14 protein-coding genes and 2 tRNA genes are annotated in these 21,010 nt (G+C 73.0%); 8 read left to right on the top strand and 8 right to left on the bottom strand.

Translation table 11 applies throughout. The features are described 5' to 3' along the window. Positions 1-355: 355 nt before the first annotated feature. Complete coding sequence (locus tag WME76_RS06475) at positions 356-1,798, top strand: lysyl oxidase family protein (RefSeq protein ID WP_437959314.1); 1,443 nt, start codon at positions 356-358, stop codon at positions 1,796-1,798. 137 nt (positions 1,799-1,935) lie between these two features. Next, positions 1,936-3,030, top strand: a complete 1,095-nt coding sequence (locus WME76_RS06470; protein WP_437959313.1) for a hypothetical protein — start codon at positions 1,936-1,938, stop codon at positions 3,028-3,030. Between the two features lie 76 nt (positions 3,031-3,106). On the opposite strand, the gene WME76_RS06465 is transcribed toward WME76_RS06470, so the two are convergent. Then, positions 3,107-4,582 (bottom strand): right-handed parallel beta-helix repeat-containing protein, encoded by a 1,476-nt coding sequence (locus WME76_RS06465; protein WP_437959312.1) that lies wholly within the window; start codon positions 4,580-4,582, stop codon positions 3,107-3,109. Between the two features lie 1,272 nt (positions 4,583-5,854). Here WME76_RS06465 and WME76_RS06460 point away from each other — a divergent pair. Further along, the gene (locus WME76_RS06460) at positions 5,855-6,346 is read left to right on the top strand and encodes a hypothetical protein (protein ID WP_437959311.1); all 492 of its coding nucleotides are present in this window, start codon (positions 5,855-5,857) and stop codon (positions 6,344-6,346) included. Between the two features lie 161 nt (positions 6,347-6,507). On the opposite strand, the gene WME76_RS06455 is transcribed toward WME76_RS06460, so the two are convergent. The 3 genes from WME76_RS06455 to WME76_RS06445 all read right to left on the bottom strand — a co-directional run bounded on the left by WME76_RS06455 (position 6,508) and on the right by WME76_RS06445 (position 8,369). Continuing rightward, positions 6,508-6,580, bottom strand: a tRNA-Arg gene (locus WME76_RS06455). 46 nt (positions 6,581-6,626) lie between these two features. After that, entirely contained in the window at positions 6,627-7,742 is a 1,116-nt protein-coding gene (locus WME76_RS06450; protein WP_437959310.1) for a hypothetical protein, read from the bottom strand. A 219-nt stretch (positions 7,743-7,961) separates the two neighbouring features. Further along, positions 7,962-8,369, bottom strand: a complete 408-nt coding sequence (locus WME76_RS06445; RefSeq protein ID WP_437959309.1) for a VOC family protein — start codon at positions 8,367-8,369, stop codon at positions 7,962-7,964. Between the two features lie 153 nt (positions 8,370-8,522). On the opposite strand from WME76_RS06445, the gene WME76_RS06440 reads away from it, so the two are divergent. Both WME76_RS06440 and WME76_RS06435 read left to right on the top strand, forming a co-directional pair. Continuing rightward, positions 8,523-8,596 (top strand) — tRNA-Pro (locus tag WME76_RS06440). Positions 8,597-8,803: 207 nt separating this feature from the next. Continuing rightward, entirely contained in the window at positions 8,804-9,394 is a 591-nt protein-coding gene (locus tag WME76_RS06435; protein ID WP_437959308.1) for a serine protease, read from the top strand. A 132-nt stretch (positions 9,395-9,526) separates the two neighbouring features. Here WME76_RS06435 and WME76_RS06430 read toward each other — a convergent pair whose 3' ends face one another. After that, positions 9,527-10,321, bottom strand: coding sequence for an MXAN_2562 family outer membrane beta-barrel protein (locus WME76_RS06430; RefSeq protein ID WP_437959307.1), 795 nt, complete (start codon positions 10,319-10,321; stop codon positions 9,527-9,529). Continuing rightward, complete coding sequence (locus tag WME76_RS06425; RefSeq protein WP_437959306.1) at positions 10,318-11,451, bottom strand: hypothetical protein; 1,134 nt, start codon at positions 11,449-11,451, stop codon at positions 10,318-10,320. Before WME76_RS06425 ends, WME76_RS06430 begins: the two co-directional genes overlap by 4 nt. 294 nt (positions 11,452-11,745) lie before the next feature. Here WME76_RS06425 and WME76_RS06420 point away from each other — a divergent pair, with 294 nt between their 5' ends. The 3 genes from WME76_RS06420 (at position 11,746) to WME76_RS06410 (ending at position 17,789) form a co-directional block, all read left to right on the top strand. Beyond that, the gene (locus WME76_RS06420; protein ID WP_437959305.1) at positions 11,746-15,408 is read left to right on the top strand and encodes an MFS transporter; all 3,663 of its coding nucleotides are present in this window, start codon (positions 11,746-11,748) and stop codon (positions 15,406-15,408) included. A gap of 191 nt (positions 15,409-15,599) precedes the next feature. After that, complete coding sequence (locus WME76_RS06415) at positions 15,600-17,111, top strand: DUF6600 domain-containing protein (RefSeq protein ID WP_437959304.1); 1,512 nt, start codon at positions 15,600-15,602, stop codon at positions 17,109-17,111. Between the two features lie 45 nt (positions 17,112-17,156). Continuing rightward, complete coding sequence (locus WME76_RS06410) at positions 17,157-17,789, top strand: hypothetical protein (protein WP_437959303.1); 633 nt, start codon at positions 17,157-17,159, stop codon at positions 17,787-17,789. A gap of 73 nt (positions 17,790-17,862) precedes the next feature. Here the strand turns inward: WME76_RS06410 and WME76_RS06405 are convergent, their stop codons facing one another. Together WME76_RS06405 and WME76_RS06400 are read right to left on the bottom strand one after the other, a co-directional pair. Next, the gene (locus WME76_RS06405; protein ID WP_437959302.1) at positions 17,863-19,458 is read right to left on the bottom strand and encodes a M16 family metallopeptidase; all 1,596 of its coding nucleotides are present in this window, start codon (positions 19,456-19,458) and stop codon (positions 17,863-17,865) included. Further along, positions 19,455-21,008 carry a M16 family metallopeptidase gene (locus tag WME76_RS06400; protein ID WP_437959301.1) on the bottom strand — a complete coding sequence of 518 codons (1,554 nt, stop codon included), beginning with the start codon at positions 21,006-21,008 and terminating at the stop codon, positions 19,455-19,457. Before WME76_RS06400 ends, WME76_RS06405 begins: the two co-directional genes overlap by 4 nt. Positions 21,009-21,010: the final 2 nt, after the last annotated feature.

Below are 21,010 nucleotides of genomic sequence, written 5' to 3'. Positions count from 1 at the left end.
CTGTCAAGTAGACACCAAGAAAGCACGTTCTCGTCTCCTCTCGGGCGCCCGTGGCGCGCAGATCGAGCGCCCGCGGCACGTAAGCGGCACGTAGAGTCGATGGAGCGCCAGCGGCATGTCGAGCGCCAGCGGCATGTCGAGCGCCCTCGGCGCGCCGATCAAGCGCCCTCGGCGTGCCGTGGCCCCATGGACAGTACCGGGGACATGTGATGTCCTGAGAAGTTCGGGCGTGCTGGGATCTTTCCGCGAAGGAGCCGGTGCCGTGACGGCATCAAGGGTTCTGAGGCGGAGGACGAGGAGGACTGCGGGTCGCATGAAGCTTACACAGGTTGCGCTCTTTGGAATGATGGCTCTCGTGGGATGTGTGGGGGAAGAGAAGGAGAAGGAGGAGACCGGACAGGTCGAGATGAGCCTCGTGGGCCAGGCGCCCTCGGGCACCATGTACCGGCTGCGCGATGGGGTCGTGATGGTCCAGGGGCCCCAGGACACGCTCTTCTTCAACACCGAGGACGACCCGAACCGGATCCGCATCAGCGCGGACGTGCCGGTCGGCGGCTACTTCGCCTTTTTGCAGGAGGGATGGCGGCTCGAGCGCCTGAACCTGGACGGCGTGGCGCAGCCGGTGCAGGCGCAGCTCATCTCGACGAACCCCCAGTGGTTCGACGTCTACGCGGATCAGCGCACGACGGTCGCGCTGCGCTTCCGCGCCGGGGTGGACGAGGTGAGCCTCGATCAGGGCTCGTTCGACATCGTGATCGAGGTCGAGGAGCAGCCGGCCGCGTCGGCGCTGTGCGCGTCGGACAGCGACTGCGCGGCGGGCGAGACCTGCTGCCTCGGCGGCTTCATGGGCACCTGCGCGCGGCTCGAGCCGGGCGCGACGTGCCCGCTGCCCGACCTGACGGTCTCCGCGGACGTGGCGCAGTTCAGCCTGAACATCGGCCACGAGGTCTTCCCGGCAGACAGCTGCGCGATCGTGGAGGGCTGCGTGGGCTCGGCGGGCGATCGCCGCCTGATGCGCTTCTCGACGGAGACCCCCAACGTCGGCGAGGCGGACATGATCCTCGGCGACCCGACCCTCGTCCCCGGCTTCGAGTTCTCGGCCTGCCACGCTCACTATCACTTCAACGGCTACGCGCTGTACGAGCTCCTCGACGCGACCGGCTCGATCGTCGCGACCGGCCACAAGCAGGCGTTCTGCCTGCTCGACAGCTCGCCCGTGGGCATCCCGGGCGCGCCGACCACGCCGCGCTACCACTGCGGCTTCCAGGGCATCCAGCGCGGCTGGAGCGACGTGTACCACGCCAGCCTCGACTGCCAGTGGGTCGACATCACCGGCGTGGCGGCGGGCGACTACCTGCTCCGCATCGCGATCAACCACGATCGCACGCTGCCGGAGAGCGATTACGACAACAACACGGTGGAGATCCCCGTCACCATCCCGGAGGACGTCCCGACGACCCCCGGGGACCCGCTCGCGGCGTGCCCGGCGTTTTCTGGGGGTCCGGACCGCGACTGCGGCTGGTCGATCGCGCCCGGGTTCGAGGGCGTGTCCTGCACGCCCGGCGCGCCGATCACGGTGGGCTGCGGCTGCGCCTGCGGGAACGATCCGGTGATCCGGGTGTGCGACGGCGTGTCGGGCTGCACCCGCGCCGAGGCGCTCACCTCGGTCGACGACACGTGCGGCCTGTGCCCGCAGGCGCCGTTCGTCTGCCCGGACAGCGGCGTCTACACGGTGCTCGTCGGGTCGTACGACACGTTCTCGCCGTTCACGTGCGACGTGGCCGTGGCCGCTCCGTAGTCCCCTCCCCGGTGGTTCTCCCTCCTCACGGCCCGCCCGCGCGTGCTACGAGAGCGGCGCGCGGGCGGTGACGCGCTCGCTCGGTGACAGGGCGTCCTGTCATCGAGCGCGTCACCCGTCCGGCCGGAGGAGACGCGATGCGCCCCATTCAAGAGAGCGATCTGCCGCCCGTCAAGGAGCTCACCCGGGCGTTCTTCCGGGCGGTGAATCCGCACGTCGAGCCGGTCGAGTTCGACGAGAAATGGAAGTCCGCGCTGCGCTCGCCGATGCGCTTCATGCGGAGCTTCCCGCAGGCGTGGCACGTGGATCTGCTCGACGTGCCGCGGAGCAAGGTGCCTGGCGGCGGTTGCCTGTGCTTCGGCGACGCGCACCCCGACAACTTCGGGCTCATCACGTTCACCGTGGGCCCGCGCTACGTGTTCAACGATCTCGACGACGCGGGCCCCGGCCTCGCCGCCCTGGACGCGCTCCGGTATTTCACCGTGCTCCGGCTCCTGCTCGACGACAGGAAGGCGCTCGGCGAGCTCATGGAGCTCTACGAGGACATGCTGCAGGGCAACGAGCCCCTGCGCGAGCTCCCCGAGCCTCTCTATCCCGACGTCGCGGCCCGCGACGCGCGGCAGCTCGCGAAGTGGACGGAGGGCGAGGCGTTCCGGCTCGACGAGCCCGCGCTGAAGCTGTCGCGCGCGGAGGCCGATCTCGGTGGAAAGCTGCTCGAGGCGCTCGGGCGGCTCGGCGAGCGGGCGGACGTCGAGGTGATCGAGCTCGCGCATCGGGACCGTGACTCCGGGGGCTCCGGCGGGCTCGAGCGGTACCTGCTCCTCGCGCGCGAGCGGGGCGACGGGCGGCGGCTGCGTCTGCTGGAGCTCAAGGAGACGACCCACGCGGCGACGAGCTGGAACAACTTCTTGCACGAGGACGAGGACAGGCTCGATCGGGCGAAGGCGTCGATATGGCGGGGCCTCGAGGTGCCGTTCTATGTCGAGGTCCAGGTCGGCCGGAGCGTCTACCTGCTCCGGGATCGCCTGGGGCGGGCCTCGCTGGACATCGAGGAGCTCAAGAAGAGCGATCTGCGCGCGGTGCTCGAGGTGCAGGTGAGCATCCTCGCGCGCCAGCACGCCGAGGCGTTCGCCGGGCTCGACCTGCGCGATCTCGACGACTGGCTGAGGGAGAGCCTGCAGGTGATGTCGAAGCGGTGGTTCAGGGTGTACGAGCGGGCAAGGAAGGGATGATCCTGCGCCGGCGGAGATCCTCGAAGATCCCCCGGAACATCGCGATGGCTGACCAGCGCCAGGCCTTGGGCGCGGCTCATTCATGAGGGCACGCCAGCAGCTCCGGCGCGCTCGTGGCGCGCCTGCCCACGCCCCAGACGACGTTGTCCTCCGGGTGAAAGAGGACCTGCGCGCCTGTCGGGCCCGACAGCCAGCATTGCTGCTGGATGGAGCTCGACTGCCTCCCGCGCGAGGCGTCACAGCGCGCGACCTCGCCACCGTAGATCGTGACGTCGCTCGCGTCGATCCTGATGCCGGGGTAGGAGCCCGACGTCGCGCGTAGGCTGTTGTCGAAGACGAGCGGCCTCTCCAGGATGACGCTTCCGACGCGGACCGAGCTCGCGGGGAGCGACGTCCCCGAGCTCAGGTACATGCCGTAGAGGCCGTTGCCCCAGGACCAGAGGTCCCGGAGCTGCACGCCGGTGCCTGCCTGGATGTGCACTCCATAGTTCCCGTTGTAGGCAGACCTGATCCTCTCGAGCCGGATCCCCGTCGGGCGATCGTCCTCGACGGCGCTCGCCATGGCGACGCCGGTGCCGCCGTTGTGGTGAAAGTAGCTGTCCTGGACCAGGACGTTCGCCGGCACGGCGCTAGGGATGCCGGGTGCGACGCCGACCTGGGTGGCGATCCACAGGCCGTACCCATTGTGGATCGAGGTGGATCCGTCCCGTGGATGCAAGAGGCTATGGTGGACCTCGCAGTTCCGCACGGTCGCATTGGCGGTGATGATCTTGATCGCGGCGGCCGCGATCGGTCCGTCGATGTTCTTGACCTCGCAGTTCTCCACGAGGACCGGGGGCGTGTCGTGGTATCCGGCGATCGAGGACAGGTAAATGCCGCCCTTCGGTACGCCGTCCACGATCACGTTCCGGATCACGCCCCCGGATCCGAGGGAGAAGGTGATCCCATCCAGGTTGGCCGGCTTGCAAGACGGCAGTTGAGGCGCGAGGGGGGCGTACCGCATGATGACGTTCTCCACCTCGCAGTCCGAGCAGTTGTTGAGCTGGATGCCGCTGTTGGCCGTCTTTCGTGGCCCCTCCGTGAGCTCGATCTGCAGATTGCGGATCCAGAGCCCCCAGACCTCGTCGACGCCGTGACCGCTCCTGGCGGCCTTGTGGACCTGGATCGCCCCGGGGAGCTGCTCCGGGTTGCAGGGGATCGCCACCAGCGTCGCGGTCTCTGGATCGCCCGGGCCGGTGTCCGGAGACAGCTCCGGCCCCTCCAGGGTCAGCGCGTCGTGCTGGGGTCTCAGCGGTGTGCGCAGCACGTACCGCCCGGCAGGGAAGCGCACGGTGCGCCGGTAATATGACAGCGACGCTGCACACTCGATGGCCCTCGCCAGGCCTGGGCTGTCATCGACGTTGGCGCTGTGGTTCACGGAAGCGTCGGCGGAGAACGGCCATTCCGCCGGCCGTTCCAGGTAGGGTACGACATTGACCACGCCATCGACGCCGACGGACCCCGGCAGGCAGCAGCCCTCTCCCTGGCAGGAGTTCAGGTCCTCGTGCAGCACGACGGTTCCATCGCACACGCCGCTGTCGGGGCAGAAAGGTCCCGTGCACCGCGGCGACTCTGTAGCGTAGCTGGGGCAGCTCTTGCCGGTATCCTCGTCTGCCGTGAACGCCGGTTCATTGTAGGGCGCATCGAGGCTGCAGACATCCGGGTACGCGGCGCTCTCCCCTCGGGGAGGGTGATAGCCCCACGCGGACCAGGAATCGCTGAATCCGGCAGGGGGCAAGGCCGCCCAGGCCGGGGCGGCGGCGAGCGCGAGCGAGGCGCCGATCCAGGCTCTTACAAGCCGCTGCGTCGACAGCATACGTTGCTCCTTCTTTGCGAGGGCCGTGCGTTCTTTCTGTCAAACGGGATGAGCAAGCACGGAAGTCGAGCGAAGCATGGCTGGATCGACACGGGAGGATCTCATCGGGGTACCCGCGCCGCGCGGCCGGGGCTCCACGGCCGGCGCCCTGCATGAAGGCTCTTCGCTTGTGGGCGCGACGCGCCGATCCACCCCCAGGCGTTCCATCGTCGCCAGAGAGGGGCTCCATCGGAGAGATGAGCGAGGCAGCGGCGCCGGGAGACGGTGGACTGCTCACGCAGCATGGAAACGACAGCGCGACTAAAAATGTGACGTAGCCAACAGTATCACGCCGGAGGGCCTGGTCGAGGCGGAGCGGTGCCGCCGGTTCCGGCGCGGTCCATTGCACCGGACGTGACCGCGGTCGCCGCCGTGGACGTGCCCGATCGCGGCGCTCGCTCGGATCGACGATGCGGGTCGTGGTGGGGCGCCGGCCCGCCGTCCGCGTGCGCACAGGACGGTCCGGCGATCACGCACCTCCACAGTCCGCGAGTCGCTGCGCTGCTGTTCGCGCTTTGCCCGCCGGGACGATCGCGCGTTACGCGCTCGATGACCGGTGCGAGGAGCTCGGCATCGAGCATGGGGCGACCCCGCGATGCCGGAGGTCGGTGCATTCGAATGGATGCTCGCCCGGTGCGCTGAACACCACTGTCGTGCGCAATGCTTCGTGCAGCGCTCTCTCGAGCGCGACGCGGCGAGCCGTCTGTTCGCGGAACATCGGCGTTCCCGCGCGGCGCGACCTGCAGTCCCATCGGCGCAGGAGGACGTGATCGCCGCTCGGCGGCTGGGCAGCGCTCGCGGGTGGTGAGGCGCGCCGGCGGCAGACGATCGACCATGGCGGCGAGGAAGAGCTTCGCGCTCGTCCGCGCACTTTCCTACCTGCTCGCCGATCTTGCGGTAGCCACCCCGCGGGGAGGACAATCGGGTGCGATGGCGACCTCCTCCTCGTCCGTGACGGTCGAGCTGCTGGAGCGGACGGACGTCTACGTGGTGGCGACCTGGCGGCGGCTCATGCTGCTCGTCTGGCGCGCCCAGGCCAGCGTCGCCGGCGTCGAGCGTTCCCGGGCGCTCTTCCAGTCCTTTGCGGAGCGCCAGCCGGGAGGGGCAGTGTTCCTGGTCGTGGTCCCCAGCCAGCGCACCGGGCCGCCCGACGAGCAGACCCGGGCGGCGATGCAGCGGGCGGCGAGCGCTCCCGGGGGGTACCTGAGGGGCATCGCCACGCTCATCGAGGCCGAGGGGTTCATCGCCGCCTCGGTCCGCGCCCTCATGATGCGGCTGCAGGCCGGCGGGACGCAGGTGCCCGCGCCCAACATCTTCCGGACGCCGGCCGAGGTCGCGACCTGGGCGGCGGCGGTGCTGCAGGACCGGGAGGTCACGCCAGAGAAGCTGGCGGAGGTGATCCGCGTGGCGCGCGAGGGCTGAGCGCGTGACCGCGCCCGCGGCACAGGGAGACGGTCCGCGTAAGCGGGGGAGGCCCCCCCGCCGGGTCCCGTTGCCTCACTGTCGCCACGCCGGGTGGGTCGTCGCGTCCCGTCCGGTAGCCGATGGGGGCTAACCGTGCGGAACGACCTGAGATTTACCAGCACCCCCGGCAAGAATTGAACTTGCGACCTTCGGTTTAGGAAACCGCTGCTCTATCCACTGAGCTACGGGGGCAGGGGCGTACAGCCGCTACGGGCGCCGGACCCTGGCACACCTCGCTTCACGTATCAAGCCAGATCCCCCGCCCTCTCTCGCCGAGCCCACGCTTCCGCCGGCCCGCCCTCCCGCCGGCCGCCGGCAGCCTCGTCGCGCCCCGATCACCGCCACGGCTCCCCCAAGAGCGCCGCCCCGATCGCCAGCGCGATCCCGCCCCGCGCCAGCCCTGCCCGCAGCGCCGCCACGGCGCGCTCGCGGTTGCCCCGCACGATCCGGGCGATCTGCCGCGTTCCCCGGTAGGCATGGGTCGGCCGCACCACCTCGACGAGCACCTCGTCCCCCAGACCGAGGTCGACGCTCTCCCCTCTCCCCACGCCCGTCCCGCTCCGCTGTCCCCCCGCGTCCCCGTCGCTTCGACCTCGACCTCCACCTCCCCCGCGTCGCCCCGCTCTCCCCCCGCTGCTGCCCCCATCGGCCCCCGCGGCAGCCTCAGCACCCGCGCCAGCGCCGCCGCGTCGACCACGAACAGCGCCCCCACCACCGCGAGCCCCATCGCCGCCGCGGCGCGCCCCAGCTCGGGCGCCACCGGCGCCCCGAAGAGCGCCCCCGCGCCCAGCGCGGCCACGGCGATCACCGACGCCGTCGCGGCCCACACGGCGCGCCGGTCGGCGCTCGCCACGATCGAGCCAGCGCGCGCCCTCCCGACGCGGTTCGCTGCGAGCAGCACGACGGCGAGCGCCGGGATGAACGGCAACGAGAAGACGGCGCCGAACGCCGCGCCGATGATCATCCCCGCCGGCCCCACCATGAGCCCGATGGTCATGCCGTTCACGACGCCGGCCACGCCGATGGCCCACACCGCGAGCAGGCTCGCCACGATCGGCCCCCGGCGGGTCCACCGTCCCGGCCCCTCCATCCACCCCGCGCCCACCAGCCTCGCGCCGTCGACGGCTCCCGCGCCGGCGCTCGAGGTCGCCGCTCCCCCGCCCCCGACGCCTCCGATCCGCTTCGTCAGGTAGCTGCCCAGCAGCGCCGCCGTGATGGGCGTCACGCCCGCGAGCAGGAAGCGGGGCGCGTCGTGCGGCGGCTGGAGGTGGAGGCTGTCCGCCGTGAGCCAGCCGCCCACGAGCCCGATGGCCCCGAACGGGAGCGCGAGCGACACAGGAGCATCAGGCGACATGGAATCGGACGTTGAACGCGGCATCTTGAAACCTCCGGCTCGATCGTTCCCCTTCGACGCGCTTGCCCCCCGGGCAGCTTCCAGCGCGCTGGTTCGCCGCCCGACCTTCCATCATCTCACCACCGCGCTCCACGCGCGCTGCACACGCGGGCCGCGCCCCCCGGCCTCGCGTGCGCGCACGCCGGCGCCCCGCCTGCCCCCGGCCACGCGCCGGGCCCCTCAGCCCGCCCCCGCCCGCAGGTGCGGGTAGTGGCTCAGCGCCACCAGGTTGCCCTCGGGATCGCGCGCATACATCGAATAGGCGCTCTCCCGCTCGATGGCCACGCCCCGCGCGGCCAGCCGACGGCGCCACGCCTCCCGCTCGGACGGGGCGATCCCGAGGGCGACGCAGTGCCAGCCTGGCGCCTCGTCCGCGCGCGTCGGCCCGCCGGCCGCTGCCCGTTCCACGGCCAGAAACGCGCCGCCCCCGAGCTCGAGCCACACCGACCGCGGCGCTCCGGCCTCATCCGTCCAGCGCCGCACCACCGGCAACCCGAGGACGCCCGCGTAGAAGGCCTCGGCCCGCCCCAGATCGCGCACGACCACGGCCAGGTGATGGACCGACAGCGACGGCAGCGTCTCGCTCATACGGCGCCCTCATCTCAGCGCCTTTCTCGCGGGGACGCACCTGAAAAGCCCCCTCGCACGCGCCTCGCCGGCGCCAGGCGCTCGACCGCCGGCTCGACCCGTCTTGCCCCGGCAGGGCACCTCGTCTATGGTCCCGCTCGCGGACACCACGCCCGGGGAGTCGCACAGTCCGGTAGTGCACGAGCTTTGGGTGCTCGTTGTCGCGGGTTCAAATCCCGCCTCCCCGACCCTTTTACGACGAACCCCGTCACCCTCGAGCCCGACGAGCCTTCCGGCCGCCGTTCGCTGGCCCTGGCCGCTCGCTCACCGGCCGCGCCGCCCCTCCCACGGGCGCTGCGCGCTCCGCTCACCGGCCCTGCCGCGCGCGTCTCATCGCCCCCGCTTCGCCTGCGTCTTACTTGGCCCCCTCGGGTCCGCCGCGCATAGTCCCCCCGATGTCGACGCACGGAAAGCTCATGCTCGGCGCATGCCTCTCCCTGGCCGTCCTCGCTGGGTGCGGCGGGCAGCAGGCGTCCGGCCCGGCGGCGGCCCCTGCGCCGCCTGCGAGGAGCGCGGCCCCGGCCAGGCAGGCGGCGCCCGCCGGGCAGCTCGCCCGCGCCGACGTGGAGCGGGTGCTGATGCAGGGGCCGCCGTGGATCCTGCGGCGCGTGCCGGTCGAGGAGGTCGTCCGGGCAGGCGCCTTCATCGGCTGGAAGATCCTCGCGCTGCCCCCGGACTGGAGCGCCATCGAGCTCAAGCCCGGCGACGTCGTCACCCAGGTGAACGGCACGCCGCTCGAGCGCCCCGACGACCTGTTCGCGGCCTACCGCGCCCTGGCCAGCGCGAACGAGCTCAAGATCGCTTACGAGCGCGAGGGCACCGCGCGCGAGCTCGTCATGCCCATCTTCGGGCCGCCTTCCCAGGAGACCGTCAAGGCCTTCGACAGCGACAGCCCCCCGCGCCGCCCGGCCACGGCACGACCGCGGGGAACCACCGTCATCGAAGAGGACGACGGCGGGACCTCGCTGGAGAGCGACGAGATGTGAAGCCCAGCCGGGCGCGGCGCGTCCAGCGCCCAGCACCCGGCCTTCACCTTCATCGCCAGCACCGCCCCCGGCGCTCCCATCGCTCGCCGCGCCGACGCCGCTCCTTCCACCGCGCCGGCGCCGCTCGCCATCTCACATATCGAGCGCCAACCCCGCGATCCACGTCGACGTCCCGACGTGCATCTGCGGGCGCGAGCCGAACCCATCCAGGTTCGCGTACATCCACTCGCCGAACAGGTACGTATGGTTGATGCCCGTGGAGTCGTCGAGCTGGGATGACGCGCGGCGATCCAGCCAGTTGAGCGCGAGCATCCCGCCGACCGCGAGGTGCGTGCCCCAGGTGATGCCCTGCGCGCGGACGCCGTCCGGCCTCGCCAGCCGAGGGCCCGACACGGAGTACCAGAGCCCCATGCCGACACCCGCCTTCGCGTAAGGCACGATCGGAATGCCCGTCCGGCGCATCAGCTCATCGATACGGACGACGGCCGACAGGTGCAGGGGCATGATGGTGAGTGAGGTCTCCTCCGCCTCGGCCCTCACGTCGCTGCCCGCCTCGAAGGCGTTCGCCGACGCCGATGTGATCCCCAGGCCGAGCCCCGGTCCGATCACGCCGACGAACGGGATCCGGAGCGGTAGCCAGTCGAACTCCATCCCGAAATAGAACCGCTGGTCGTCCCCGAACGTCTCCTCGAAGGAGCCCCCGCTGGCGGGATCCTCGTCGACCTCCGGAGAGTACGGGCCGAAGCGGAGCTCGAGCGCGAAGCTCTGAGGCGAGGCATAACGCTCTTCCTGCTGGATGCTCGAGCGATCGGACCGCCGCCAGTCGCTCGTCGAGCGGCTGGACTGCGCGCCCGCCACGGAGGCGATGAGGAGCGCCGCGCTGCCGGCGAGGCACGCCGCGGCAGGATGACGGAGATGACGGTTCATGCGCTCTCCTGCGTGACGGGACGCGCGCGGCGCCGGCGGCTCCTGCGCCACAACCCCAGCGCCGCGCCGGCCGTGACGGCGCCGAGCGGCCAGGAGACCCACGAGCCCGCCCCGACCGGCCCCTCGACGCTGCAAAAGCCCCCGCCAGCTTGCCCGCCGGCTTCTCGGTACTTCTCGAAGAAGCCGTCGACCTCGACCGGCGTCCCACAGGCGAGCGCCGAGAGCGGCCCGGCGTTCCCGACGGCGTCATAGGCCGCCACGCCGACGACATAGGAGTTGCCATTCGTGAGGCCCTCTGCCGAGCCACGGTTGGCCTTCCCCACCTTGCCACACGGGGCCACCTCCGGGATCTCCCCCGGGACGAGGCGCGAGGACTGGCACCCCGAGCTGCCCGCTCCTCCCCCCGTGCCCTGGCCACCGCTCCCGCCGTCGCCCCCTCCGCCCGCGCCGGCCGAGGACTGCCCGCCCTCATCACAGTAGAAGTAGTAGCCGAGCACGTCCTCGTCCTCGTTCTGCGTGAAGTCGACGAGGAGCCGCCCATCGCCGGCGCGCGCCTCGATCCCGGTCGGCGGCTTCGGACCCTGAAGATCCATCTTGGTCTGCTCCCACTTCGCGACGTCCGTCGCGTCCGCGTCCAGGGATTCGAGCCGCATGAAGTAGAGGGTCACCGCGACGGCGCCGGTGCTGGCCCTCGTGCTGTCGCAGCCCTCCGCGCCGAGCGCCGCCGCGATCTGCTTCACGGGTAGCGTGATATCCATCGTGTCATCGAGGTTGGAACGACTCAGCACCTCCCGGCACCGCATGCCGGTGTCGCGGTTCGAATACAGGGTGCAGTCCAGCGACTCGCTGACCCAGACGGCCAGCGTGTCGTTGGCCGAGAAGCCCTGCAGCGTCAGCGTGAACGCCAGATCGTTGTCCTCGATGCAGTCCTGGCGGCTGATCCACAGCGGGAACTCCGCGTCCTGCCGCTCGGTCTTGGTGCGCTCCACGTCCTTGCTGATGGTCACCGTCGCCGCGGCCTGGCGCGCGCCTCCGGCGAGCGCCGCGGCCGCGAAGGCCGCCGCGCACAGCCGCGGGAGGAGCCGCCGCCCTCGCGGCCGGAGCCGCACGAGAAACCTTGTCGTGTCCATGTGCGCGTCCTTTCAGCACAGCTCGTACCACGCCGCAAATGCCCCGCACAGCCCTTCAAACAGCCCGGAAACCCGCGCGTGTCCCCGTCGGAGGCCGCGCCGGAGGTCCGTAGAGGTCACCTCGGAGCGGCGCGGCGTGACGACCTGGCCATCGTCGGTGTCCATTCCTGACAAGTTGTCAGCGGCGCCGTGCAGCGCTAGGCGAGCAACCCGGCGCACGGTGCCGCAGGCGTCGGACGCCTCGCGTGGCCTTCGACACGCGCCGGAGGAGAGGGCTCGGCTAGCTTGAGGCAGGTGGATCCAACCGACGCCGCTCCCCTGGAGCCGAGCGCGAAGGAGCGCGCCTCCGCGACGGAGGCGGTGCGCCCCGGGCAGCTCGATCCGCGCAAGGACAGCGCGCCTGCGCCCGGGTCCGCGCCTGCGCCCGGGTCCGCGCCGTCGGTGCGCCCGACCTCGAGCCGGCCGAGCCGGCTGCCGCCGAGCGTCGCCCCACCGGAGGCCGACACCGCCGTCCTCGGCGTCCCCCTCACCCGCGTCGAGCTGCACCGGACCGCGCTGCTCTTCTGCCTCCTCTTCCTCGCCGCGCTCATCTTCGTCGTCGGCCGCTCGGCGCGCGACGCGCTCTTCCTCACCAGGTTCCCCGTCACCTGGATCGCGCCGATGTGGATCGTGTACGGCGCCGCCTCCGCCGTCGCCGCGCTCGCCTACGACCGCGTCGCCCGCCGCATGCCGCGCGCGCAGCTGTGCGTCGCCTTCGCCCTCTTCGGCGCGGTCACCTTCGCGCTGCTGCGCGTCCTCATCGGCCAGGAGATCCGCGCCGCGTACCTCGTCTTCTACATCTGGTCCGAGATCATCGCGAACTTCACCGGCGTCCTCGTCTGGGCCCTCGCCCAGGACCTGCACGACCCCCGCAGCGCCAAGCGCCTCTTCGGCCTGATCGGCAGCGGGCGCGTCGTCGGCACCGTCGCCTGCGGCTTCGCGACCGGCGGCGTCGTCACGTGGATCGGCACCGAGAACCTGCTCTTCGTGCTCATCGCCGCGCTGCTCGCCATGGCCTCGCTCACGACGCGGCTCGCGCGCCGGCACCCGCTGGAGCGGCCCCCGTCCGGCGCCGAGGAGCTCATCGAGGCCCGCCTCCCCCGCATGGAAGTGTGGCGCTCGCGCTACGCCCTCACGGTCGCGCTCCTGACCTTCCTCCTCTTCGGCGTCCTCACGGTCGGCGACTACCAGTTCAAGGCCATCGCCCTCACCGCCTACCCCGACCGCGACGATCTCGCCCGCTTCATGGGCTTCCTCTACGGCGCCGTCGGCGTGCTCGGCCTCGTCCTGCAGCTCGGCGTGACGCCCCGCATCCTGCGGCGCCACGGCGTGCTCGGCGGGCTGCTCGCCATGCCGGCCGCGTTCACCGCGAGCACCGCCGCGCTGCTCGCGAGCCCGACCCTCGTCGTCGCCTCCGTCCTCAAGCTGAGCGACAACGCGCTCCAGTTCACCCTGCACGACGCGACGATGCAGATCCTCTTCTACCCGTTCCCGCCGGCGCTCCGGGAGCGGGTGAGGACGCTCGTCTCCGCGATCGCAAAGCCCCTCGGCTACGGCCTCGGCGCGCTGATCCTGCTCGCCCTACCGCCCACCGCGGCGGCGGGCCCCGCGCTCGTCGACGAGGCCGCGCGGCTCGGCCTCTACTCCCTCCCGCTCTGCGCCGTCACCATCGCCCTCGTCCCGCTCGTGCGGCGCGGCTACTTCGACGCCATGCGCCGGACCTTGATGCGCCGGCAGATCGACCCCGACAGCGTCGTCTACGGCCCCCAGACGCGCACGATCCTCCAGGAGGCGCTCTACAGCCGCGCCATGACGCAGGTGCTCTTCGCGGTCGACCAGCTCCGGCAGCTCGACCCCGCGCTCGTGCGCGACGCCGTCCCCGCGCTCGCGCACCACGGCTCGGCCAGGGTGCGCGCGCTGGCGGTGCGCCTCGCGGCCGAGCTCGGGCACGACGAGGGCCCCGAGATCGCGCGCGCGGCGGTCCACGACCGCAACACAGCCGTCCGCGTCGCCGCCGTCGACACCCTCGCCGCCCTGCTGCGGGAGGACGCGCACGACGAGCTGCTCGCGCTCGCGCGGGAGGGCGCCGCGCCCCGGGCCGCGTCGAGGAAGGCCCCCGGCGACAGCGACGCCCCAGGCGACAGCGACGCCCCGAGCGACAAGGAGGCCGCCGCCGACGAGGAGCTCCGGGTCGCCGCGATCGCCGCCCTCCTGCGCCACTGCGGCCTCGACGGCATGCTCGAGGGCGCGCCGCGGCTCCGCGCGCTCCTCGAGAGCCCGTCCCCCCGCGATCGCGTCGCCGCCGCCCGCGTCCTCGGCCTCGCCGGCCGCGCGTCGCTCCAGCGCGCGCTCGCGCGCCTCCTCGGCGATCCCGACCCCGCCGTCCGCCGCGCGGCCGTGCGCGCGTCCTCGAGCGTCGCCGATCCGCGCCTGCTCCCGCTGCTCGCGGACGCGCTCGCCGAGCGCCCCCTCGCGCCGGCCGCGGCCCGGGCGATCGAGGTGCTCGGCGACGCCGCCATCCCCGAGCTCGCGGCGCGCCTCGACGACGACGGCACGCCGCGCGCCGCGCGCCTCGCGATCCCGCGGGTGCTCGCGCGGCTCTCCAGCCAGGGCGCGCTCGACGCGCTGCTCGCCCACATCGCCCACCCGGACGAGGCCCTCCGCCAGAAGGTGCTCGCGTCCGCCTCGCGCCTGCGCCTCGCGCTGCGCGCGCCGCCGGCCCCCCTCCGGGTCATCCGCGCCTGCATCGACGACGAGACCGTCGATCACGTCCGCACGCGCGAGGCCTACATCGCCGTGCGCCCCCGCGTCGCGAGCCCGCTGCTCGATCAGCACCTGCTCCGCCGGCTGCGGAAGGGGCTGATCCGGGTGCTCCGCCTGTGCGAGCTCGCCTACCCGCGCGAGGTCGTCGCCCTCGTGCGCACCCACGTCTTCGGCCCCGATCCCGCGCTGCGGGCCAACGCCTTCGAGGTGCTCGAGTCGCTCCTCGACCGCCCGCTCCGCGAGCGCCTCGTCGCGCTCGTCGACCGCCTGCTCGAGCTCTCCGTCGCCTTCCCGACGAGGCCCATGCCGCCGGAGGCCGGCGTCGTGGCGTGGCTCCGCCGCGAGATCGCCCGCGGCGAGCCCTACAGCGCCGCGCTCGCGCTCAACGCGGTCGCGCAGCACGCGATCCTCGGCGCCGCCGAGGACGCGCTCGCCGCGACCCACGATCCCGATCCGCTCGTCCGCGAGGCGGCCGCGATCGCGATCTCCGTGACCCGCCCGCCGGGCGCCCGCGAGCGCCTGACCACCTTGCGCGCCGATGTCGATCCCGCGGTGGCGCGTTACGCACGATACTGGGCGGTCACCGGCGGCACCGGCATCGACCCCGAGGACGAGATGTACACCACGATCGAGAAGGTCCTGTTCCTCCAGCGTGTCCCGCTCTTCTCGCGCGTGGCCGGCGACGATCTCGTGGCGCTGGCGCGCGGCTCGCTCGTCGTCTCGCTGCTCCGCGGCGACGTCATCTTCCGCCAGGGGGAGCCCGGCGGCGCGCTCTACTCGATCATCTCGGGCGAGGTGCGGCTCACGCTCGACGGCCGCGAGATCGCCCGCCTCGGCCCGCACGACGTCTTCGGCGAGATGTCGCTGTTCGACAGCGAGCCGCGGGCCTCGACCGCCGTGGTCACCGAGGACGCGGAGCTGCTCCGGGTCTCCGCCGAGGACTTCCACGAGGCGGTGCGGGAGACGGCCGAGATCGCCGACGCGGTGATCCGGGTGCTGAACCGCCGCCTGCGCGAGGCCGATCGCAAGCTGGCCGACGCGCACGCGCGGCTGTCGCTCCTGCCGAAGGCGCCGCCCACGCTGCGCCCGCGGGAGCTGCCCGCGGCGGGAGACGGGGCGCCGAAGCCCGCGCTCGACGACAGCGATCTCGACTGACGGCGCGCGCCGCGCCGCGTAGCGACGGAGCGGAGCACCGGAACGTCGTTTGCATTCCAAAGGAGGCCGGTCGCGCGCGCAGGCTGCACCGCGCGCCGCGAGGCAACGTCTGACGGACGTGCGAGAGCCGTCCCAGGGCGCCCGAGGCCGGCCCGACCTGTCCCTGGCATCCCCCTCGAGAAGGACCCATCATGCTCCCGATGCCGCTTCCGCAGTCCTCTTCTCCGCTGTCCCCCGCGCCCGCCGCGGCGCAGAGCCCGTTCAGGGCCCGGCTCCGCCGGCTAGGAGGCGCGCTGCCGCTGCTCGCCGCGCTGATCGCCGCGCCGTCGACCGCCGCGGCCCAGGGACTGCCGCAGGGCTACACGAGCGACGCCCCTGCCAGCGCCGGTGAGACCGCGCCTTCACAGCCCGCCGAGACCCAGCCGGTCCAGGCGGAGGTCGGCGTGAGCGCCGAGATCGAGGTGGACGCGTACGAGGACACCGACCCGAGCGCCCTGGTCGAGTTCGACGAGCCGCTCGCCCCCTACGGCACCTGGATCGACGACCCGAGCTACGGCAGGGTCTGGGTGCCTTCCGCTGTCGTCGTCGGCCCCGACTTCGCGCCGTACCAGACCGCGGGGCGCTGGTCGCTCACCGAGGACGGCGAGTGGATGTGGGTCAGCGACTACGCGTGGGGCCACATCCCGTTCCACTACGGCCGCTGGGTCTGGATCTCCGCGCACGGCTGGTCGTGGATCCCGGGACGGGTGTACGCCCCGGCGTGGGTCGTGTGGCGCGTCGGCGACCACGGCTACGTCGGCTGGGCGCCGATGCCGCCGACCTACTACTGGACCGGCGGCGTCGCCGTCTCGCTGTGGACCGTTCCCCCGGCGGCGTACGTCTTCTGCCCGACGACGCACGTGTTCCACCGCCACGTCCACACGCACATCGTCCGCGATCGCGGCGTCGTCCGGCGCATCGCCGCGCACTCGCACACGTACAGGCCGGCGCGGCCGACCGCGGGCAGGCCGGGCCACAGCGAGGCCCGCCCGGGCGGCGCGGGTCGCTCGGGCTCGGCCCACGGGATCCGCCCCGGCAGCTACCGCCCCGCGTCGCCCTCGCTCGCCGAGGCCGGCGTTCCCTCCGCGTCCGCGCCGAGGCACCGCGCCCGGCCCGACCCGCGCGCCCTCGCCTACGCGGGCAAGAGCCCGGCATCGAGCGCGCGCCTCGCGCCCCCGTCGGCGCGCCGCCTGACGGCGCCCCCTGCCCCCGCGGCCGGCGACCGGCGCGCGAGGCCCTCGCTGCGCACCCCGAGGTCGCCCGACGGCGAGGCCCCGGTCGCCAGGCCCGCCCTTCCGGAGCGAGGTCTGTCCGGCGCCGGCGCCCTGCCCCGCGCCGGCGCGCGCGAGCCGCACCGCGCCTCGCCGGCGATCCCCGCGCCGCCTTCGCCTTCCCCGGCGCCGCGGATGGCCCCGACGCCGCGCGTCGTCACGACGCCGCACGCCGCGCCCGCGCCGCGCGCCGCCCCGCAGCGGTCGCCGTCGGTCTCGCCGCCGGAGTCCCGGTCGCTGCCGCGGGCCACGCCGGCGCCGCAGCTCGGCGCGCCGCCCTCGAGGCCGCGCGTGGCCCCGAGCGCGCCGTCCGTCCCGTCGCGCCCCAGGATCCACCTCCCGTCGGGCCCGGGCAGGGCGGCGCCGGCGGCGGGCCGGCCACGATCGCGGTAGCGCTTGGCCCACGTCTTGCGACGTCCACGAGCAGGAGCAGATCCGATGACGTTCTCCGCTGACTTTGTGAAGCTTCGTTCACTGGGACCGTGGTCGTCCCTCCTCGTCGCGGCGTCCCTCGCGCTGAGCGGCTGCATCGTCGTCGACGAGGACGGCCACGACCACCACCACGACCACCACGACGACTGGGACGACGGGGACGACGGGGACAGCACCCCCCCGCCGCCTCCCACGAACGATCCGATGCGCGTCTCCATCGACACGGACGCCCTCCTGAGCAGCGAGCCGGGCGAAGGGGTCGGCATCTTCGTCGAGTACGCGGCCGGCGGGACGTGGACGCTCTGGACGACCTGCGACACCAACCAGTCCCAGGTCGCCTGCAGCTTCGATCTCTACGCCTCGGTGGACACGTCGTCCGAGCTCTTCGACATCGAGGGGATCGATGTCGAGAAGACGGACGCGACGCGCCTCGTGGACGAGGGCGTCGCGTACTTCCACGCCGAGACCGGCTCGGACATCGACGCGATGGCGTTCACCACGACCGAGGGCGCCGTCGTCCGGCTGGAGGCCTACCTCGACGGGGCCCAGGAGCCTCGCTACGTGTACTGGTTCGGCGACGGCATCCTGCACGAGGGCGCCCCCACCAACCCGCTCGACTTCAAGCCGACGGTGCCCTGAAGGCGCGGCGCCGGCGGCCGCTCCTCCCGATGCCCGCGCAGCAGGAGGAGCGCGCGGCGCGGGGGCGCGCCGCTCAGGGCGCCCTCTTCACCTGGATCGGCTGCCCCTCGACGTCCCACGCCTCCGGCTCGCCGAGGCCGATCGCCTTGAGCTGCGGCAGGATCTCCTGCTGCGGGCCCACCACCACGATGGTCGCGCTCTTCGGGTCCACCGCCCGCGCGAGCTCCGCGAGCCCCGCGAGCGTGGCCTGCTGTCGCGACTGGCTCGCCGCGGCGTCGAACGTCTCGGGCAGCCCGAGCCGCGCCAGGGTCGCGTAACGGAGGGCGGTGCGGTTCGCGGTCTCGTAGGCCGAGACGAGGTCGGCGCGGTCCTGCGCCTGCACCTTGGCGAGCTCGTCCCGGGTCAGCCCGGAGTCTGCCATCCTGGCGAGCTCGCCGAGCATCTCCTTCAGCGCGGGCCCGGTCGCCTCGGCGACCACGGACGCGCGGGCCACGAAGGCGCCCTGCTGCCGCGCCTCGGTGAACGCCGAGGCCGCGCCGTAGGACCAGCCGTGGTCCTCGCGCAGGTTCTGGTTCAGGCGCGACGTGAACGAGCCGCCGAGCGCTGTGTTGACGAGCTGGAGCAACGGCCGCCGCGGATCGCCCGCGGCGACCCCCTCCCGCACGACGGCGATCACCGACTGCGGCGCGCCCGGGCGGTCGACGAGCACCAGCCGCGGCGGCTTCCACGACGGCGCGGCGGCAGGCGCGCCCTGCCCCGGCTGCGCGCCGGGCGAGGCGCTCTTCGCCGCCGGCGCGGCGCCTGCCGCCGCGCCCTTCGCCGCCGCGGCCGCCGGCGCGCCCTTGGCGGACCACGCGCCGAGGTCGCGCGAGATCGCCTGCATCACCTCGTCCCGGGTGATGTCGCCGACCACGGCGATCACCGCGCGATCCGGGCGCCACGCCGCCTTGTAGAACGCCTTCACGGCCGGGAGCCCGATCGTCTTCGCGTCCGCGAGCAGGCCCTCGACGGGGTGGCCGTACGGCGTCCCCGGCCCGTAGAGCGCCGCCGTCGAGACCAGCGAGGAGACGCGCGTCGGGTCGTCGCCGCGCTTCCTGAGGTCGTTCTGCCAGAGCGCGCTGACGCGCTGCCACTCCTTCGCCTCGAACCGCGGGCGCGCGACAACGTCGGCCAGGATCGAGAACGCCTTGGGGAAGTTCTTCTTCAGCACGGCGAGGGTCGCGACGCTGCCGTCGGCGCGCGCCCCGACCGAGAGCGTCGCGCCGAGGTCGTTGATCGCGCTCGACAGCTCGACCGCGCTCCGCTGCCCGGCGCCCTCGTCGAGCATGCTCGCCGTGATGTGGGCGAGCCCCGCCGCGCCCTTCGGATCGTCCGCCGAGCCCGACGCGACGGTGACGGACACGGACACGATCGGGAGCGTGTGGCGCTCGAGCAGCCACACCTTCGTGCCGTTCGGCCCGTCGATCACCACCGGCGCCGGCGGCGCGAACGGCTTCGGCTTCGGCAGCTCCGGCCGCGGCCCGAGCGGGTCCGCCTGCGGGGCGGCCGCCGCCGGCGCCGTCGGGCGCGGCGCCTCGGTCCGGGCTGTGGGCTGCGCCGGCGCCTTCGGCCCGCAGCCGGCGGCCGCGGCGAGCAGCGCGATGATCGCACCTGCGTGCCTCGCTCTCATTTCGTCACCGCCTTCTTCGTCTCGTCGCTGCCCTTCGGCACGACGCGGAGGATCACCCGCGCGTTCGGGTCGAGCGTGCTCTTCGCCTGGGCCTGGATCGACTCTGCCGTCGCGTCGCGGTAGCGCTTCAGGTCCTGCTCCACGAACCCGGGCTGGCCCGTCCACGTCTCGTACCGGTTGAGCAGCGAGGCCCGCCCGGCGACCGACTCGAGCGCCGTCACGAAGGCGGTCTCGTACTGGTTCTTGGCCCGGTCGAGCTCCTCGCGGCTCACCTTGGCGTCGCGCACCCGCGCGAGCTCGGCGTCGATGGCGGCCTCGAGCTTCTCGAGCGGCACGCCCGGCCGCGCGATCGCCTCGACGGTGAACGTCGAGCCGAGGTCGCCGGAGCTCTGGGTCGCGCTCACCTCCTGCGCGAGCTCCTTGTCGTAGACGAGCGCCTTGTACAGGCGGCTCGCCTTGCCCTGCTCGAGCGTCGTGGCGAGGAGGTCGAGCTCGGCGTCGCCGGGCGCGAAGCGCGCGGGGCTGTGCCAGGCCATCACGACCTTGGGGAGGTTCACGTTGTCCTCGATCGTCTCGCGCACGACCCCGTTCAGCTTCACCGGCGCGGGCGCCGTCGGCGCGGGGACGGGTTGCCCCGGGATGCCGCCGAAGTACCGCTCGATGACGTCGCGCGCCTCCTGCGGATCGAAGTCGCCGGCGACCACGAGGGAGACGTTGTTCGGCACGTACCACCGCCGGAAGAACGCCTTCACATCGTCGACGGTCGCGGCCTGGAGGTCCTCGTGCGAGCCGATCACCGGGTGGTGGTAGGGGTGTCCTTTCGGGTACAGGAGCGAGGGCAGGACGAGGTCGACCTTGCCGTAGGGCTCGTTCTCGCTCGTCTGGCGGCGCTCGTTCCGCACGACGTCGCGCTGCGTGTTGAGCTTCGCGAGGTCCATGCTGTCCGCGAGCGACGAGAACCGGTCGGCCTCGAGCCAGAGCAGGAGCCCGAGCGCGTGGGCCGGCGCCGACTCGTGGTACGCGGTCCGGTCCTCGCTCGTCCACGCGTTGTTCGAGCCGCCCTCGGCCTCCATCCACGCGTCGAACTGCTTCGTGGGGACGCGGCGCGTGCCCATGAACATGAGGTGCTCGAACAGGTGCGCGAACCCGGTGCGCCCCGGCTCCTCGAACCGCGAGCCGACCTTGACCATGAGGTTCAGGGCGACGATCGGCAGGGAGCGGTCCTCGTGGAGGATCACGGTGAGGCCGTTCTTGAGGGCGTACTTGGTGAAGGGGACGTCGAGGTGCGGCGGCGCGGCGGCGGGCGCGGCCTTCGGCGCGGCGGCGGCGGGCGATGCGGGCGATGCGGGCGCGGCCTTGGGAGGCGCGGCGGCAGGCGCGGCGGGCGGGGCCTGCGGAGCCGCCGCCGGCGCGGCCTTTGGTTGAGCGGCGGGCGGCTGGGCGGCGGCGGGCGTGGCGGCCGGCCCGGAGAGAGAGAGCGCCGCCGCTACGGCCGCCACGATCGGCCGGGCGGCGCGCGGGAGCGGCGCGTGACGCGCGTGGGTTTGCATGG

It is taken from the genome of Sorangium sp. So ce119, from assembly GCF_051524405.1.
Taxonomy (GTDB): Bacteria; Myxococcota_A; Polyangia; order Polyangiales; family Polyangiaceae; genus Sorangium; species Sorangium cellulosum_G.
Note: the sequence above shows the minus strand (reverse complement) of the source record. Positions and strands in the feature narration are given on the sequence as shown.